This is a genomic window from Micromonospora musae, from assembly GCF_003626635.1.
Classification (GTDB): domain Bacteria; phylum Actinomycetota; class Actinomycetes; order Mycobacteriales; family Micromonosporaceae; genus Micromonospora; species Micromonospora musae.
This window is the reverse complement of the sequence record NZ_RAZT01000010.1, coordinates 116141-131139: the sequence shown is the minus strand read 5'-3', so window position 1 is coordinate 131139 and position 14999 is coordinate 116141. Positions and strand designations below refer to the sequence as shown.

The 14999-nt window shown below is 73.0% G+C and carries 18 protein-coding genes; 8 read left to right on the top strand and 10 right to left on the bottom strand.

What is annotated here, in order from left to right:
- Positions 1 to 52 precede the first annotated feature (52 nt).
- Together D7044_RS20625 and D7044_RS20620 are read right to left on the bottom strand one after the other, a co-directional pair.
- Positions 53 to 442, bottom strand: a complete 390-nt coding sequence (locus tag D7044_RS20625) for a cupin domain-containing protein (protein WP_120677867.1) — start codon at positions 440 to 442, stop codon at positions 53 to 55.
- A 434-nt stretch (positions 443 to 876) separates the two neighbouring features.
- The gene (locus D7044_RS20620) at positions 877 to 1341 is read right to left on the bottom strand and encodes a septum formation initiator (RefSeq protein WP_120677638.1); all 465 of its coding nucleotides are present in this window, start codon (positions 1339 to 1341) and stop codon (positions 877 to 879) included.
- 101 nt (positions 1342 to 1442) lie between these two features.
- Here D7044_RS20620 and D7044_RS20615 point away from each other — a divergent pair, with 101 nt between their 5' ends.
- From D7044_RS20615 to D7044_RS20605, 3 genes are all read left to right on the top strand, one after another.
- Positions 1443 to 2135 carry a response regulator transcription factor gene (locus D7044_RS20615; protein ID WP_120689950.1) on the top strand — a complete coding sequence of 231 codons (693 nt, stop codon included), beginning with the start codon at positions 1443 to 1445 and terminating at the stop codon, positions 2133 to 2135.
- Positions 2132 to 3433: a HAMP domain-containing sensor histidine kinase gene (locus tag D7044_RS20610; RefSeq protein WP_120677642.1), complete on the top strand. Its 1302-nt coding sequence runs from the start codon at positions 2132 to 2134 to the stop codon at positions 3431 to 3433. The genes D7044_RS20615 and D7044_RS20610 overlap by 4 nt, the downstream gene beginning before the upstream one ends.
- Before the next feature lie 188 nt (positions 3434 to 3621).
- Entirely contained in the window at positions 3622 to 4134 is a 513-nt protein-coding gene (locus D7044_RS20605; protein WP_233565069.1) for a PepSY domain-containing protein, read from the top strand.
- Between the two features lie 134 nt (positions 4135 to 4268).
- Here the strand turns inward: D7044_RS20605 and D7044_RS20600 are convergent, their stop codons facing one another.
- Complete coding sequence (locus D7044_RS20600) at positions 4269 to 4550, bottom strand: adhesin (protein ID WP_120677644.1); 282 nt, start codon at positions 4548 to 4550, stop codon at positions 4269 to 4271.
- A 213-nt stretch (positions 4551 to 4763) separates the two neighbouring features.
- Positions 4764 to 5837 carry an NAD(P)-binding domain-containing protein gene (locus D7044_RS20595; protein WP_233565068.1) on the bottom strand — a complete coding sequence of 358 codons (1074 nt, stop codon included), beginning with the start codon at positions 5835 to 5837 and terminating at the stop codon, positions 4764 to 4766.
- Between the two features lie 125 nt (positions 5838 to 5962).
- On the opposite strand from D7044_RS20595, the gene D7044_RS20590 reads away from it, so the two are divergent.
- The 3 genes from D7044_RS20590 (at position 5963) to dacB (ending at position 8868) form a co-directional block, all read left to right on the top strand.
- Positions 5963 to 6691, top strand: a complete 729-nt coding sequence (locus tag D7044_RS20590) for an MIP/aquaporin family protein (RefSeq protein WP_120689948.1) — start codon at positions 5963 to 5965, stop codon at positions 6689 to 6691.
- 73 nt (positions 6692 to 6764) lie between these two features.
- Entirely contained in the window at positions 6765 to 7196 is a 432-nt protein-coding gene (locus tag D7044_RS20585; protein WP_147434700.1) for a hypothetical protein, read from the top strand.
- Positions 7197 to 7263: 67 nt separating this feature from the next.
- Positions 7264 to 8868 (top strand): D-alanyl-D-alanine carboxypeptidase/D-alanyl-D-alanine endopeptidase, encoded by a 1605-nt coding sequence (gene dacB, locus D7044_RS20580; protein WP_120689947.1) that lies wholly within the window; start codon positions 7264 to 7266, stop codon positions 8866 to 8868.
- Between the two features lie 87 nt (positions 8869 to 8955).
- Here dacB and D7044_RS20575 read toward each other — a convergent pair whose 3' ends face one another.
- The 4 genes from D7044_RS20575 to D7044_RS20560 all read right to left on the bottom strand — a co-directional run bounded on the left by D7044_RS20575 (position 8956) and on the right by D7044_RS20560 (position 11746).
- A complete protein-coding gene (locus D7044_RS20575; protein ID WP_120677652.1) occupies positions 8956 to 9282 on the bottom strand; it encodes a hypothetical protein in 327 nt (108 codons plus the stop codon).
- A 110-nt stretch (positions 9283 to 9392) separates the two neighbouring features.
- Positions 9393 to 9830: a nitroreductase family deazaflavin-dependent oxidoreductase gene (locus D7044_RS20570; RefSeq protein WP_120689946.1), complete on the bottom strand. Its 438-nt coding sequence runs from the start codon at positions 9828 to 9830 to the stop codon at positions 9393 to 9395.
- Between the two features lie 130 nt (positions 9831 to 9960).
- Entirely contained in the window at positions 9961 to 10941 is a 981-nt protein-coding gene (locus D7044_RS20565) for a hypothetical protein (protein WP_233565067.1), read from the bottom strand.
- Positions 10942 to 11152: 211 nt separating this feature from the next.
- Complete coding sequence (locus D7044_RS20560; RefSeq protein ID WP_120689945.1) at positions 11153 to 11746, bottom strand: pentapeptide repeat-containing protein; 594 nt, start codon at positions 11744 to 11746, stop codon at positions 11153 to 11155.
- A gap of 81 nt (positions 11747 to 11827) precedes the next feature.
- Between D7044_RS20560 and D7044_RS20555 the strand changes: the two genes are divergently transcribed.
- A complete protein-coding gene (locus tag D7044_RS20555; RefSeq protein WP_120689944.1) occupies positions 11828 to 13060 on the top strand; it encodes a serine hydrolase domain-containing protein in 1233 nt (410 codons plus the stop codon).
- 113 nt (positions 13061 to 13173) lie between these two features.
- Positions 13174 to 13815: an NAD(P)-dependent oxidoreductase gene (locus tag D7044_RS20550; protein WP_120689943.1), complete on the top strand. Its 642-nt coding sequence runs from the start codon at positions 13174 to 13176 to the stop codon at positions 13813 to 13815.
- A gap of 28 nt (positions 13816 to 13843) precedes the next feature.
- Here the strand turns inward: D7044_RS20550 and D7044_RS20545 are convergent, their stop codons facing one another.
- Together D7044_RS20545 and D7044_RS20540 are read right to left on the bottom strand one after the other, a co-directional pair.
- Entirely contained in the window at positions 13844 to 14308 is a 465-nt protein-coding gene (locus tag D7044_RS20545; RefSeq protein ID WP_120677660.1) for a PPOX class F420-dependent oxidoreductase, read from the bottom strand.
- Between the two features lie 45 nt (positions 14309 to 14353).
- Positions 14354 to 14995, bottom strand: coding sequence for a DUF6642 family protein (locus D7044_RS20540; protein WP_120677874.1), 642 nt, complete (start codon positions 14993 to 14995; stop codon positions 14354 to 14356).
- Positions 14996 to 14999: the final 4 nt, after the last annotated feature.

Here is a 14999-nt window from a genome sequence, read left to right as displayed (position 1 = left end):
CCGCCCCGGGTACCCCGATCGACCGGGATCCAACGAGCCGGTCCCGCCTCCTTCAGTTCGGTGGCTCGTCGTCGCCCGCGGCCTCCGCGGCGTCCGCCTCCTCCTTGGTGTGGTGCACCGCCTGGTCGGCGTGCTCCGGCGGGCCGTAGACGGTGTACAGCACGAGCGGGTTGGGTCCGGTGTTGACGAAGTTGTGCTTCGTGCCCGCCGGTACGACCACCAGGTCGCCCTGTACGACCTCCCGCTTCTCACCGGCCACCCGCGCCTCACCGGTGCCGCTGACGAAGGTGAGGATCTGGTCGATGCCCTCGTGCACCTCTTCGCCGATCTCACCGCCCGGCGGGATCGTCATGATGACCAGTTGCGTGTTCTGTCCGGTCCACAGCACCCGCCGGAAGTCGGGACTCTTCTCGGCGACCGTCGCGATCGTGAAATGCTCCATGGCGGGCCCCATACCCGTTCCGTGGCCGCGCCACGCCGGGACTGACGGATGGTGGAATTTCCCACTTCGCCGAGGTTTGGAGCCGTACCGGCCGGGGATTGAGGTTTCAGACCGGCGATCAGTCGGTTGAGCCAGGTCCCCGCTGGCGTACCGCCGAACGGCTGCGACGGTGGGAGACGGCCAGAGCGCGGCGACGTTCCGACTTTCGGTCGGGCGGCGCCGTGCGCTCGTCCCCGCCCGGTCTCGCGTGGCGTACCGGTCGACGGGCTTAGGGCATGTGTCAAAGTCCCTGGCCGGCCTGCGGCGGGCCCAGACGACGACCGGCGGCGTCGGCGCTTCGTCCGGATACAACACCGGTATCCGAACGAATCCCCGCCTTGCCGGACCGCCGCCTGGACTCCGCCTCGGCTCGACCGAGGACTTCGACACACGCCCTAGTCGTCCTCGACGGCGACCGGCTCCCGGCCGAGGCAGCGCAGCTTCAGCTCGTACTCCCCGCCGGTCCCCTCGAATTTGACCTCGACGTCGTCGTCCGGGCCCCGGTCGACGTCCCGCACCCGGAAGCCCTGCGCCGGCGCCCAGGAGACCAGCCGGACCCCCTCCGGGGTGCACTCGGCCACCGCGGTGCCGCCCGCGGTGGCGAAGCTGCGCCGCGCCGACGAGCTGCTCGACGGCGACGCGGGGACGCCCGACGGCGACGAGGCGGAGGGGGCGCCGGACGGCGTGAGCGGAGGCGGGTCCGCGGAGAGCGCCCGGGCGATCTCGTCCTCGCCCCGCACGCCGCCCGGGGTCCCGGTCAGGCTCTCGCCGACAAGCCGGATCGCGCCGAGGCCGATCAGGGTGGCGAGGGCAGCGGTGGCCAACCACCCGACGACGATGAGGAGCCAACGGCGGCGCATGCTGCGAGTCTGCCCGACCGGAGGTTGGCCGCGGCATGGCACGACGCTAAGAGACGGTTAACGATCCGGCCGAACTCGGTGGCACCGGTTAGCCTGCCAGCGTGGCCCGCCTGCTGCTCATCGAGGACGATCTCACCATCCGCACCCCGCTGATCCGGGCGTTGCGGGAACGCGGGCACGCGGTGGCCGCCGCCTCGACGGCGATGGCCGGGTTGCGGGACGCGCTCGAGGACCGGCCCGACCTCGTCGTGCTCGACCTCGGGCTGCCCGATCTGGACGGTCGTGAGCTGCTGCGGATGCTGCGCGCGGTCAGCGCGGTCCCGGTGATCGTGGCCACCGCCCGGGACGACGAGACGGAGATCGTCCGGGTGTTGGACGCCGGTGCCGACGACTACGTGGTCAAGCCCTTCACCGCCGCGCAGTTGGATGCCCGCGCCCGGGCGGTGCTGCGCCGGGCGCCCGGTGGCGGCACCCCGGACCCGACGCTCGTCGTCGGTGGACTGCGGGTCGATCCCCGGTCCCGACAGGTCACCCTGGACGGAGCCCAGGTTGAGCTGACCCCTCGCGAGTTCGACCTGCTGCACCACCTCGCCGCCCGGCCCGGGCAGGTGGTCACCAAACGTGAGCTGCTCAGCGAGGTGTGGCAGATCCCGTACGGGGGCGCCGACAAGACCGTCGACGTGCACCTGTCGTGGCTGCGCCGCAAGCTGGGCGAGAGCGCTCAGGAGCCGCGCTACCTGCACACCGTGCGGGGGGTCGGGGTGCGGCTGGAATCGCCGCGGGCGACGGGATGAGGCGCCGACTGGTGCTCATGGTCGCCGCGGTGAGCGTGCTCATCCTGGTCGCCTTCCTGGTGCCGCTCGCGCTGCTGGTGCGTACCGTCGCCGAGGACCGGGCGACCGTACGGGCCACCGCCGACGCGCAGAGTCTGGTTCCGGTGGTGGGCACCGCCGACACGGCCACCATCCGACTGACCGTCGAGCAGCTGGCCGCCGACTCCGGCCGGCCGGTGAGCGTCTACCTGCCCGACGGCAGCGTGCTCGGCACGCCCGTGCCGCGTACGCCGGCGGTCGCGCTGGCCGCCCGCGGCCAGAGCCTGACCGGGGAGTCCGCGTCCGGCCGCGAGATCGTGATCGCCGTGCAGGGCCGGACGGACGGCACGGGGGTGATCCGGGTCGCGGTGCCGCGCGGCGAGCTGACCGACGGAGTGACCTTCGCCTGGCTCGTGCTCGCCCTGCTGGGGCTGCTTCTGGTGCTCATCGGGCTGGTGGTGGCGGATCGGCTGGCCCGTACCCTCGTGCGGCCGATCGGGGACCTGTCGGCGGTCTCGCACCGCCTCGCCAACGCCGAGCTCGACGCCCGGGTCACCCCGTCCGGGCCACCGGAGTTGCGGGAGGTCGCCGGCGCGCTCAACCACCTGGCCGGACGGATCCAGGTGCTGCTGTTGCAGGAACGCGAGCAGGTCGCCGACCTGTCCCACCGGCTGCGTACCCCGCTGACCGCGCTTCGGCTGGAGGCGGAGTCCCTGCGCGACCCGGACGACGCGTCCCGGATCACGGCCGCGGTGGACGGCCTCGAACGGGCCGTGACCGGCCTGATCCGGCAGGCTCGTTGGCGGCGTACCCCGGCGGCCGGTCCGACCGGCTCGGACGCGGCGGCGATCGTCGCCGAGCGGGTGGCGTTCTGGTCGGTGCTCGCCGAGGACACCGGCCGGCCGGTGACGCTGGACCTCGCCTCCGGTCCGCTGCCGGTCGGCGTGCCGGCCGACGAGCTGGCGGCCGCGGTGGACGCGCTGCTCGGCAACGTCTTCGCGCACACCCCGGACGGCACACCCTTCGCGGTGCGGCTGGCCGATGCGGGCGGCCAGGCGGTGCTGACGGTGGCCGACGAGGGCCCGGGCCTGCCGGCCGACGCGGCTCGCCGGGGCGCGAGCGCCGCCGGTTCGACGGGGCTCGGTCTGGACATCGCCCGCCGGGCGGCGCAGGCCGCGGGCGGACGGTTGGAGCTGCGTACGGCGGCGGGCGGCGGTGCCGAGGTGCTGCTCCGGCTCGGCCCACCGGCGCTCCCGGCCGCCACCGTTCGGGGTGCCTGAACGGCCGACGGCGAGCCCACAAGAGCCAGATTCGGCGGCGGTCGCGCGGCTCGACGAGCATGCGCTTGCACCGAGGCTCGCCCGACCTCGACCTCCGGCGGGCTTAACCCGGCCTTAGTCCTCCGACAGCGCCGCCCTATCCGCCTCGGGCCCATTCTCGATGGCAGGAAGCGAGAGAGGTGGAGACGATGAAGCGCAGTTCAATGCTCCTGGCGTCGGCCGGTGGGGCGGCCGTACTCGCGGTGGCCGGCGTGGCGATCGGCGCCGCCGTGGCCGACGAGCGGCGCGACCGGGGCACCACGCTGGCCGCGGTCACCGCCGCACCGACCGCGCCGGATGAGAGCGCCACCAGCGGCACGCCGGACGACAGCGCCACGCCGAGCAACACCGCCGGTACGCCGGGCAGCACCGCCGGTACGCCGAGCGGCGCTCCCTCCAGCAGCAGCGCCCCGTCGGGCAGCACCGGCACGTCGGGCGGTGACCGCATCGGTCCGCAACGGGCCGGGGAGATCGCGCTGGCGAAGGCGGGCGGCGGTCGGATCGAGGAGATCGAGGCCGAGCAGGAGCACGGCCGACCGGTGTGGAGCGTCGAGATCGTGTCGGGCGGTGTCGAGCACGACATCGACGTCGACCGCGAGAACGGCGCGGTGCTCCGGGCGGAGCAGGAGCAGGACGACGACGATGGCGACGACGACGACTGACCCGACCCGGTTCCGCCGGGCGGGTTCCCCCACGTCGTGACACCGTACGGGTGCCACGACGTGCGGGACCGGCCAGGTGGGAGCGCAGACGACACCCCGCGCGGCCGCGAGGCCCGCGGGGTGCGACGTGCGGGTTACGGCTTCTCGGTGAAGCCGAACTGAACGATGCCCTGGTCGTCGACGGTCGCGTCGACCGAGGCGTCGCCGAGGATCGAGGCGGCGTCGGAGTCGAGGAAGATCCGCGCCCCCTCGTTGTCGACCACGTGGTCGCCCTGCGTCGGCCCGGCGACCAGCTCGACGGTGAGCGAGCCCGCCGTGGCGTCGGCGGCGATGCGCACCCCGCCGTCCTCCCCGACGTCCTGCTGGTTCGCGAGATCACGGATGACCAGGACGGCGTTGTCGGTCATGGTGAGCATGGTGGAACTCCTCGTGGATTCTCTCGGATCGCGGTCGAAACGGCGCAGACCGGTGATTGGCCCGCGTCCGGGGCACGTGGGAGGTGATCGCGCGACGATTCGTCGCCGCCAGCACATGCGGCGTTCCCATCGCCGCTACCGCGTCGGGGCAGGTGAGAGCCCCGTCACCCCCTACGTTGCACGCCGTCGGGCGATCCGTCAAATAGACCCGGATCAGTCGAGAACGGCGGCGCGGGCGAGCAGCGCACGGATTTCGGTGACGGCGGCGCGGCCCGCCCGGTTGGCCCCGACGGTGCTCGCCGAGGGGCCGTACCCGATCAGGTGAATCCGCTCGTCGGCGATCACCCGGGTGCCGTCCATCTCGATTCCACCGCCCGCCGCCCGCAGGTGCAGGGGGGCGAGATGGTCCAGAGCGGCCCGGAAGCCGGTGCACCAGAGGATCATGTCGGCGCCGACGAATCGGCCGTCGGACCAGGCGACCCCGTCGGGCGTGATCCGCTCGAACATGGGTAGCCGGTCGAGTACGCCCTGCGCGCGTAGCCGGCGGACCTCGGGGGTCACGGGGAGCCCGGTCACCCCGACCACGCTGCTCGGCGGCCGACCGGCCCGCACCCGGGCCTCGACCAGGGCGACCGCGGCTCGGCCGTGCTCGGGGGTGAAGTCGATGTCGCGGAAGTCCGGTGGGCGGCGGGTGACCCACGTCGTGTTCGCCGCGACCGGCGAGATCTCGCCGAGGAGTTGGACCGCCGAGGTGCCCGCGCCGACCACCACCACCCGCTGATCGGTGAACTCCTCCGGCCCCCGGTAGTCGGCGGTGTGCAACTGCCGGCCCCGGAACTCGGCGCGACCCGGGTAGTGCGGCCAGAACGGTCTACTCCAGGTGCCCGTGGCGTTGATCAGGGCCCGCGCGGTCCAGCGGCCACGATCCGTACGCACCTCGAGCCGTCCGTCGGGCAGGGAAGTGACCGCCTCGACCCGGACCGGACGCACCACCGGCAGGTCGAACTCCTGCTCGTAGGCGGAGAAGTAGCCGCTGACCACCTCGGAGGCCCGTCGCTGCGGTGCGGCGGCGGGGAACGGCATGGCGGGCAGGTCGTGGAAGCCGTGCACCCGGTCCACCGTCAACGTCGGCCACCGGTGTCGCCATGCCCCACCCGGGCCGTCGTCGGCGTCCAGGATCACGAAGCCGGTTCCGGGGGTGAAGCCGGTCCGGTGCAGGTGGTACCCGGCGGAGAGGCCGGCCTGACCGGCACCGATCACCATCACGTCGACCGAGCGCGCGTCCACGTACCGTGCAACGGGGAGCGGCGGTCCGCTCTGCCCCGCGACGCCGTCGTTTCGCTCACATTTGCGGGCCGGACTCGCCCAGGAACCTCACGATGACGGAGAGCCTGGGCCCATAAAATGCCGACATGACGGACATGCAGCGCGGCGCTGCGGAGTTCCTGGGCACCCTGCTGCTGGTCTTCGTCGGCGTGGGCAGCGCGGTGGCCGCCCGGATCCAGGGTGGCGTCGTGGTTGTCGCGCTCGCCTTCGGATTCGTCATGCTGGTCCTCGTCTACACGATCGGACCGCTCTCGGGCAGCCACGTGAACCCGGCCGTCACCCTCGGGATGCTGCTGTCCGGCAGGATCTCACCCCTCGGCGCGGTCGCCTACTGGATCGCCCAGTTCGCGGGCGCCACCGTCGCCGCCTTCCTGCTGTGGGTGCTCACCCGCTGGGGTGACGTCGCCGACCAGACCGGCGCGCTGGGCACCAACGGCTACGGCGCGCACATCAACCGCTTCGGCGCGGCGCTGCTGGAGACGGTGCTGACCTTCCTGTTCGTGCTGGTGGTGCTCGTGGTGACGAGCCGCGCCGAGCAGACCGCCGTCGCCGGGGTCGCCATCGGGCTGGCGCTCGCCGTGGCACACCTGGTCGGCGTCGCGCTGGACGGCACCTCGGTCAACCCCGCCCGGTCGTTCGGCCCGGCCGTCTTCGAGGGCGGGATCGCCCTGCGCCAGTTGTGGGTGTTCATCGTCTTCCCACTGCTCGGTGGAGTGCTGGCGGCGCTCGTGGCGCCACTGCTCACCCAGCCGTACGCACCACCGTCCGCACTCGGGGGCACCGAAGAGCCGGGCCCCGGAACCCCACCGGCCTGACGTCGGCCGCGGAACCGTCCGGCCGGCCGGGGAGTCTGATCCGGCGGTACCGGGTGGCGGCTGGGGAGGCGTGATGGCGCGACGGCAGGGCTGGCGGTTGCTGATTCCGGGAGTGGCGCTGGCGCTGCTGCTGACCGGGTGCGAGGGCGTCGGGGTGGCTGACCCGCCGGGCGAGGGCACCGCGTCGTACCAGGTCTGGGGGTTGAACGAGTCCTCCAGCGAGCTCGGCGGCGACGACCCGACGGTGGTGCTCAACGGCGACCTGGAGCGCGACAGCAAGGCGTTCTTCGCGGTCGACGGGCGGTGGCGGGAGCAGAGCTTCGTGCTCGACGACGCCTCCGCCGACAAGGTCCGCGCGCTGGCCGGCCGGTTGCCGGAACGCACCGGCGACCCCCGCTGCGAGCGTCTGGTGCTGGTCGACGACGGCCTGGTCGACCGGGCCGTGGCCGTACTGACACCGGAGGCGGACGCGACCACGGTCTCCGCCGCCCGGCTCGCCGACTGAACCCGTTCGGCAAAAACCTTCGCTGCTGGAACTTTCCCGGCGATTATCTCCATGGCAGCATCGACACATGCAACGTCGTCTCTTCCCCCGGACGCTCGCCCTGGTCGCGCTGGTCGCCGCCGCCGCGACCGCCGGCGCCCCCGGCGCCACCGCCGAAGCCCCCGCCCCCGCCCTGACCCGCCTCAACGCGACCCTCGACACGATCCTCGCCGACCCCCGGCTGAACGGAGCCCAGGCGTCGGTGGTCGTGGCGGACGCGGAGACCGGCGAGACCCTCTACAACCGCAACGGCGACCGCCGACTGGTGCCCGCCTCCAACACCAAACTGCTCACCTCCACGGCCGCGCTGGCGCTGCTCGGACCCGAGCACCGGTTCAACACCGAGGTACGCACCAGCGGCAAGCACCGGGGCTCGGTGCTCACCGGCAACCTCTACCTGCGCGGTGGCGGCGACCCGACCCTGCTCGCCGCCGACTACGACGCGCTCGCGGCGCAGGTCGCGGCGGCCGGCGTACGCGTGGTGACCGGCGAACTGGTCGCCGACGACACCCGCTTCGACCACACCCGGCTCGGGCCGGACTGGACCTGGGACGACGAACCCTGGTACTACGCCGCGCAGGTCTCCGCGCTGACCGTCGCACCGGACACCGACTACGACGCGGGCACCGTGATCGTCCACGCCGCACCCGGCAAGCGGGCCGGCGCGGCGGCGGTGCTCACCACCACCCCGCAGACGGGCTACCTCCGCTTCGACAACCGGACGAAGACGGTGGCCGACGGCGAGACGTCGATCTCGTTCGAGCGCGAGCACGGCAGCAACACGATCGTGGTCACCGGCCAGATCGCGGCGGGCGCCGAGCCGGCCAGCGACTGGGTGACGGTCTGGGAGCCGACCGGCTACGCGGCCGACGTCTTCCGCGAGGCGCTGCGGCGGCACGGCGTACGGGTGCTCGGCCCGACGGTGCCCGGTCGGCCCACGCCGGCCGGGGCGACCACCGTGGCGCGCCACGACTCGATGACGCTCGCCGAGCTGATGGTGCCGTTCCTCAAGCTCTCCAACAACGGGCACGCCGAGGTGCTCACCAAGGAGATCGGTCGGGTCGTCTCCGGCTCGGGCAGCTGGCCGGCGGGGATCGCCGCGATCGACGGCTGGGTGGCCGGCACCGGCGTGGACACCGGCGCGCTGCGGCAACGGGACGGCTCCGGCCTGTCCCGGCGCAACATGATCCCGGCCGGCGAGTTCGTCGACCTGCTCGCCGCCGTCCGCACCGAACCCTGGTTCGACGCCTGGTACGCGGCACTGCCCATCGCCGGGGAGCCGGAACGGTTCGTCGGCGGCACCCTGCGCAGCCGCATGCAGGGCACTGCGGCGGCGGGGAACGTGCACGCCAAGACGGGCAGCCTCACGGGCGCGTCCGGCCTCTCCGGCTACGTCACCGACGCGGACGGCCGGGTGCTGGTCTTCTCGATCCTGCTGAACAACTACCTGGCCTCCTCCGTGAAGGGGCTGGAGGACCAGATCGCGGTCGCGCTCGCCGGGCACAGCGAGAAGCTCGCCAGGCCCAGCGAAAAGACGGTGAGCCCGGCGCGGGTCGCACCGCCCACGACGCCCGAGGCGCCGCAGTTGCCCGAGGGCTGGGAGTGTTCCTGGGTCAAGCCGATCGCCTGCTGACCGGCGTCCGGTCTCCCCGGCCGCCGGCACTCCGGCAGCCGTCGACCGCCGGCCTGACGTGCCGGGCCCGGGTGCGGGCCCGGCACGTCAGGCGCTCGGGCGGGGCGGGAGCGACGCGGTCGGGTCGCCACGCTCGATGAGCGCGGCGATGTCGGCGTCGCGCAGCCCGCGCAGCTCCAGCACCCGGGTGCCCCACCGGTGCAGGCGGCAGGGGTGGGGATTCGCGTCGTTGCGGCAGATGGTTCCGCCGGACCAGTGCCGAGGTGCGTGCACCACCACCGCCCGGACCGCGAACTGCGCGTCCTCGCCCGTCACGTACGGGGGCAGCGGAATCTCCCGGAGCGTCTCGTCGGGCGGCTCGGCGACACCGGCCGGGGCGGTCGGACGGACACGGTGGGCGGTGCTCGTACTCATCTGCGCATCCTCCACACAGGATGGTCGGACGGGGACAGCAGAAAGTTACGACGCCATCGACCGAGGGCGACGGACAAACTGTCCCGCATCCCGGGTGGAGGTCCGGCGGATCAGACGCGCTCCAGCACCACCACCGGGATCTCCCGCTCGGTCTTGGTCTGGTACTCGTCGTACGCGGGCCAGATCTTCGACATCGTCGCCCACACGCGGGGCCTCTCCTCGGCGGTGGCGGTCCGCGCCCGAGCGGTGAACCGCTCGGCGCCGACCTGCACCTCGACCTGCGGTTCGGAGAGCAGGTTGAGGTACCAGGCCGGGTGCTGCGGAGCGCCGCCCTGCGAGGCGACGATCAGATAGTTCTCGCCGTCGCGCCCGTAGATGAGCGCGGTGCGGCGCAGCTTGCCGCTGTGTCGGCCCCGGGTCGTCAGCAGCAGCGTGAACACCCCCGGCCGCCACTCGTGCCCCTCCGCCCCGTCGGTCTCCAGGTACTGACGGATGTGGCTGGCCACCCAACTCGTGGGGCTGTCCAGCACGCCCTCGCTCGCGGTCATGGGCGACTCCCTTCGCATCTTTCACGGCCGAGGCCCACGCTACCGCCGGCGGGGGCCTCCGGCTCGCGACCGGCCAAGGAGGCGATTGGCTGCGGAGGCGACCACCGGCGGTCGGCCACGTACGCGCCGCTCAGCGCAGCGCGACCGCCTGGAGGCCGACGTTGCCGCAGTCGTACGAGAAGGTCGCCTCGGTGGTCCACGAGATCAGGAGCTGGGCCCCCTTCGGCGCGCGGAAGCGAAGGGTGAACTCCGCGCTGCGGCTGGTGTGCGGATCCTCCATCCGCAGGGTCGTCGTGGGGCCACCCACGGAGAGCCGGGCCTCCAGCCGGCCACGGGCCATCCAGAGCCCTGCGTAGAGCCGTACGGTGCGCAGCTCGCCGCTACCCGCGACGGCCAGCTTGAAGCCGTTGCCGATGCCGCAGGTGTAGACCCCGTTCGCGGTGGCGCCGACCGTGCGCACCGAGCCCCCGTCCCGCCAACCGAAGAGCTCCTGGTTACCGTCCCAGCCGCCACGGGTACCGGCGCCACCGGCATCGACGATCTCGCCGGAGCCGTTCTGCTTGCGGACCGTCGACCCGCCGCCCCGCAGCCCCCAGTGCACCCAGTCGCGCGGCCCGGCGGCGGTCAGGTCGACCTCGGCCGGGATCTCGCCCTGGCTGACCGTGAGCACCGGAGGCCCGGGCGCGGCGAGGCTGGTGGCGGACGGGCTGGGCGAGCCCGTCGGTCGCTGGCGGGGGCGCAGCCCCGGAACGGCCGGGCCGGTGTCCGTCCGGTTCGCCTCCGCCGCGGGGAAGCCGCTCGGTCGGACCGCCTCCGCGGTGACCCCGCCCGGTGGCGCCGGCTCCGGATCCGAGCGGTTGCCGACGTACCCGACCAGTGCCGCGAGGCAGGCCAGCAGGGCGAGCCCGGCGATCGTCCACCGGCGGCCGGGGGGTGCGGCGGGTCCGGCGGGCGTCCGGCCGGGCCGGCGGATCGAGGTGAGCCACCGCCGCAGCACCTCGCGGCCTTCGGAGCCGACGGTCGAGCGGTGCCGGCGCGGGCGGGCCGCACGGTGGGCAGCCCCCCGACCCGACGAACTCGCGTCCGCCTGCGGCACGTCCTCCTCGGCCACCCCGACCCTCCCGGTCCCGCCAGCCGTCATCGACCCGGCGCGCACCACCCACGCGGGCGCTCCGGACGGTTCGTCTCTTCCACACCGGACGGTCGCGCGCCCGGCTGGTACGGGAAGGAAGGTAGCGGAGATCGATCCGGATCGGAATCTCGGACCGCCCTCGGCGGATCCGCCACGGGACTTTCGCCGGAGCGGGCGCCGGCGGCCTCGGTCAGCGGACCTCGAAGCCGAGCGCCTGGGCGATCATCACCGCCTGCCCGACGTCGACGATCGCCCCCGCGCGCTCCACGGCTGTCGGGTCGAGCGCGGTCAGATCGCTGCCCCGCAGGTCGGCGCCCGCGAGCCGCGAGCCGTGCAGCTGCGCGGCGGAGAGGTCGACGCCGGTGACCGTGGCGCCGGTCAGGTTGGCCTTGGTGAGATCGACCTCCCGCATCCGTACGTCGGTGATCCGCACGCCGCGCAGGTCAGCCCCGGGCAGCGCGACGAACGACCAGTCGCCCCCGGCGATCGTCAACGGCCGCAGGTCACACTCGGTGAAGGTGCTGCCGACCAGCTTGCAGCCGATGAACTCGACCTCGAAGAGGTTGCACCGCCGGAAGGCGCACCGGGTGAAGGCCGAGTCGGTGTGCCGGGAGGCGTTGAACTTCACGTTGCCGAAGGTGCAGCCGTCGAAGACCGCGCCCCGGCTGACCGCCTCGGTGAGGTCGACATCGAAGAACGAGCAGCGGACGAAGCGCCGGTCCGCCAGCTCCTCGGCGTACCAGTCCTCGTTGCGGAAGGTCTCGTCCTCGGTCACCTCGGGCATCGGGCCAGGCTACCCACGGGCACCGACATGTGTGGTCGGAGCCTCTTCCCGGCCGGAGTACCGCCGAGTAGGTTCGGCGAGGTGAGTGTGGCGCGGAGCATCGACCCGGACCAGATCGGCTTCGACCCGGCGCGCCTGGCGCGCATCGACGAGCACTTCGGCAGGTACGTCGACGACGGCCGGCTCGCCGGCTGGCAGGCGATCGTGACCCGGCGCGGCGAGGTGGTCCACTCGGCCACGTACGGGCAGCGCGACCGCGAGGCGGGGCTCCCGGTCGAGGCGGACACCCTGTGGCGGATCTACTCGATGACCAAGCCGATCACCTCGGTCGCCGCGATGATCCTCTGGGAGGAGGGGCGTTTCGAGCTGACCGACGAGATCAGCCGTTGGCTGCCCGAATTCGCCGACCTGCGGGTCTACTCGAAGGGTTCGACGCTCAAGCCGTACACGGTGCCGGCGGTGGAGCCGATCCGGGTGTGGCACCTGCTCACCCACACCGCCGGTTTGACCTACGGCTTCATGCAGACCTCGGTGGTCGACGGCCTCTACCGGGCCGCCGGTTACGACCTCTACCCACCGTCGGGCGTCGACCTGGCCGGCGCCTGCGCGGCCTTCGGCCGGCTTCCGCTGCTCTTCCAGCCCGGCACGGCCTGGGGCTACTCGGTCGCCACCGACGTGCTCGGCCGGCTGGTCGAGGTGGTCTCCGGGCAGAGCCTCGACGCGTTCTTCACCGACCGGATCCTCCGGCCGCTCGGGATGACCGACGCCCGCTGGTACGTCGAGAGTGACGAGGCCGACCGCCTCGCCGCGCTCTACGCGCCGGACCCGAGCACCGGACACGCCATGCGCTACGACCAGATCGGCGCGCTCGCGTACCGGAAGCCGATCCTGCACTCCGGCGGCGGTGGCCTGATCTGCTCCGCCGCGGACTACCACCGGTTCACCCAGATGCTGGTGCGCGGCGGCGAGCTGGACGGCGTACGCCTGCTCGGCCCGCGCACGGTGCGCTTCATGACCCGCAACCACCTGCCCGACGGTCAGGACCTGGGCACCCTCTCCACCGGCGGCTTCGCCGAAAGCCTGCTCGACGGGGTCGGTTTCGGGCTCGGCTTCGCGGTGGTCGACGACCCGATCCCGAGCCGGGTGCCGAGCAGCGTCGGCGAGTACTACTGGGGTGGCGTGGCGAGCACCGCGTTCTGGGTCGATCCGGCCGAGGAGATCACGGCGCTCTTCTTCACCCAGCTGCTGCCCTCCAGCACGTACCCGATCCGGTCGCAGCTGCGCCAGCTGGTCTACTCCGCGCTCGTGGAGTGACAGGCTTCGGGTTCTCGCGGTAACCCCGCCGGGGGTTCTCGCGGTAACGCCACCGGCGGGCGAGCCGGTCAATAGCCTTGAGGGCCGGAGGTCACGTCCGGCGGGAGGCGGTCATGAGCAGCATCGTGGTGTTCGGCGCGGGTGGCACCGCCGGCTCCCGGGTCAGCGCCGAGGCGGTCTCACGCGGGCACCGGGTCACCGCTGCGGTGCGCCGTCCGGAGGCCACCTCCTACCTGCCCGCGGGCGTGCAGGTGGTCACCGGGGACGCCACCAGCGAGCGCAGCGTACGGGAGCTGGCCCCGGAGGCGGACGTCCTGGTGGTCGCGATCGGCGGGGGCGAGCGGGAGCTGTGGCTCGACGCGGCGCGGGCGCTGGTCAGCACGCTGCGGAGGATGCCGGACGCGCCGCGGATCATCCACCTCGGCGGCGGGTCGACGCTGCTCACCCCGAGGGGGACGTCGTACCTGGACGAGCCGGACTTCCCCGAGGAGTACCGCGACTCGGCGCAGGGCCAGGCCGACGCCCTCGCCTACTACCGCGCCCAGGCCGACGGGGTGACCTGGACGTACGTCTCACCGCCGCCGCTGGAGTTCCACCCCGGGGAGCGGACCGGGCACTACCGCACGGGCACCGACGAGCCGGTCACCGACGATCAGGGCCGCTCGGTGCTCACCTACGAGGACCTCGCGGTGGCGATCGTCGACGAGATCGAGGACCCACGGCACGTGAACGCCCGCTTCAGCGTCGCGTACTGAGCTCGACGGGCGCCGGGGGCGGCGAGCGTCAGTCGGCGAGGCGGGCGGGGAACCCGCCGGTGGCGATGGGGCTCCAGCGCTCGATGGTCACCCGGATCAGGGACTTGCCCTGCTGCACCATGGCGGCGCGGTACTCGTCCCAGTCGGGGTGTTCGCCGGAGATGCAGCGGAAGTACTCCACCAGCGGTTCGAGCGCCTCCGGCAGGTCCAGCACCTCGGCCGTGCCGTCGAGCTGCACCCAGGGCCCGTTCCAGTCGTCGGAGAGCACGCAGGCCGAGACCCGCGGGTCGCGGCGTACGTTGGCCGCCTTGACCCGTTCCGGGTAGGTGGAGACCACCAGCCGGCCGGCGGTGTCGACGCCCGCGGTGACCGGTGAGGACTGGGGTCGCCCGTCCGCCCGGGTCGTCATCAGCACCACGCGGTGCCGGGGGCGGAGGAACTCGATCAGGCCGTCGCGGTCGACCTTGGTGTTCGTCGCGATGCTGCGTGCCACGGGTCGTTTCTACCAGGCCCGCCCCGGGGCGCGTCCGGGCAGACCCTAGTGCGGGCGGGCGGCGGTGCGCTCCGCGACCTGCTGCGCCGGCACGCGGGGCCGTACCGGGGGCCGCCAGGCGCGCCCGTTGGCGTAGATCACCCGGAATCCCAGGTACGAGGCGAGGGGCGCCCAGTGCGCCGAACCCATCCGCAGCTCCGCGGCGTTGTGCCGCTGGCCGTTGGCCAGCACGTCGAGCAGTACCGTTTCGAAGGCCGCCGATTCGACCCAGTCGACGTCGCGGGTGAAACCGCAGATCAGAGCGGCTCCGGTGATCTCGAGGAATTCGCGCAGCGCGGCGTCCGAGGCGCGCAGCACCGAGCAGCTGCCGAAGTAGAGCCGCCGCCCCTCGCAGCGCCCGGCCATCAGTTCGGCGACGTCGGCGAGTTCGACGGAGTTCCAGTCGGTCAGGCGCAGCCGGCTCGGTTCTCCGTGCATGGCGAAGAATCCCACCCGGTGGTCGGCGTACTGCTTGAGCAGCCACCGGTCGAGGAAGTAGAAGAGCTCGTCGCGGGTCGCCGCGTCCTTGTGGATGAATCTGATCTTGCCCAGCCGCTCGAGCAGTTCGAGTGTGGGCAGCACCGATCCTCGTTCGTTGAGGTCCCGGTGCCACTGACCTTCGACGCAGAAGATGCCTCCCCGCGCCACGTCC

Excerpts from the sequence above, each read along its gene's own strand:
- D7044_RS20625 (WP_120677867.1), bottom strand. The coding sequence starts at position 442 with ATGGAGCATTTCACGATCGCGACGGTCGCCGAGAAGAGTCCCGACTTC.
- D7044_RS20620 (WP_120677638.1), bottom strand. The coding sequence starts at position 1,341 with ATGCGCCGCCGTTGGCTCCTCATCGTCGTCGGGTGGTTGGCCACCGCT.
- D7044_RS20610 (WP_120677642.1), top strand. The coding sequence starts at position 2,132 with ATGAGGCGCCGACTGGTGCTCATGGTCGCCGCGGTGAGCGTGCTCATC.
- D7044_RS20605 (WP_233565069.1), top strand. The coding sequence starts at position 3,622 with ATGAAGCGCAGTTCAATGCTCCTGGCGTCGGCCGGTGGGGCGGCCGTA.
- D7044_RS20600 (WP_120677644.1), bottom strand. The coding sequence starts at position 4,550 with ATGCTCACCATGACCGACAACGCCGTCCTGGTCATCCGTGATCTCGCG.
- D7044_RS20590 (WP_120689948.1), top strand. The coding sequence starts at position 5,963 with ATGACGGACATGCAGCGCGGCGCTGCGGAGTTCCTGGGCACCCTGCTG.
- D7044_RS20585 (WP_147434700.1), top strand. The coding sequence starts at position 6,765 with ATGGCGCGACGGCAGGGCTGGCGGTTGCTGATTCCGGGAGTGGCGCTG.
- dacB (WP_120689947.1), top strand. The coding sequence starts at position 7,264 with ATGCAACGTCGTCTCTTCCCCCGGACGCTCGCCCTGGTCGCGCTGGTC.
- D7044_RS20575 (WP_120677652.1), bottom strand. The coding sequence starts at position 9,282 with ATGAGTACGAGCACCGCCCACCGTGTCCGTCCGACCGCCCCGGCCGGT.
- D7044_RS20570 (WP_120689946.1), bottom strand. The coding sequence starts at position 9,830 with ATGACCGCGAGCGAGGGCGTGCTGGACAGCCCCACGAGTTGGGTGGCC.
- D7044_RS20560 (WP_120689945.1), bottom strand. The coding sequence starts at position 11,746 with ATGCCCGAGGTGACCGAGGACGAGACCTTCCGCAACGAGGACTGGTAC.
- D7044_RS20550 (WP_120689943.1), top strand. The coding sequence starts at position 13,174 with ATGAGCAGCATCGTGGTGTTCGGCGCGGGTGGCACCGCCGGCTCCCGG.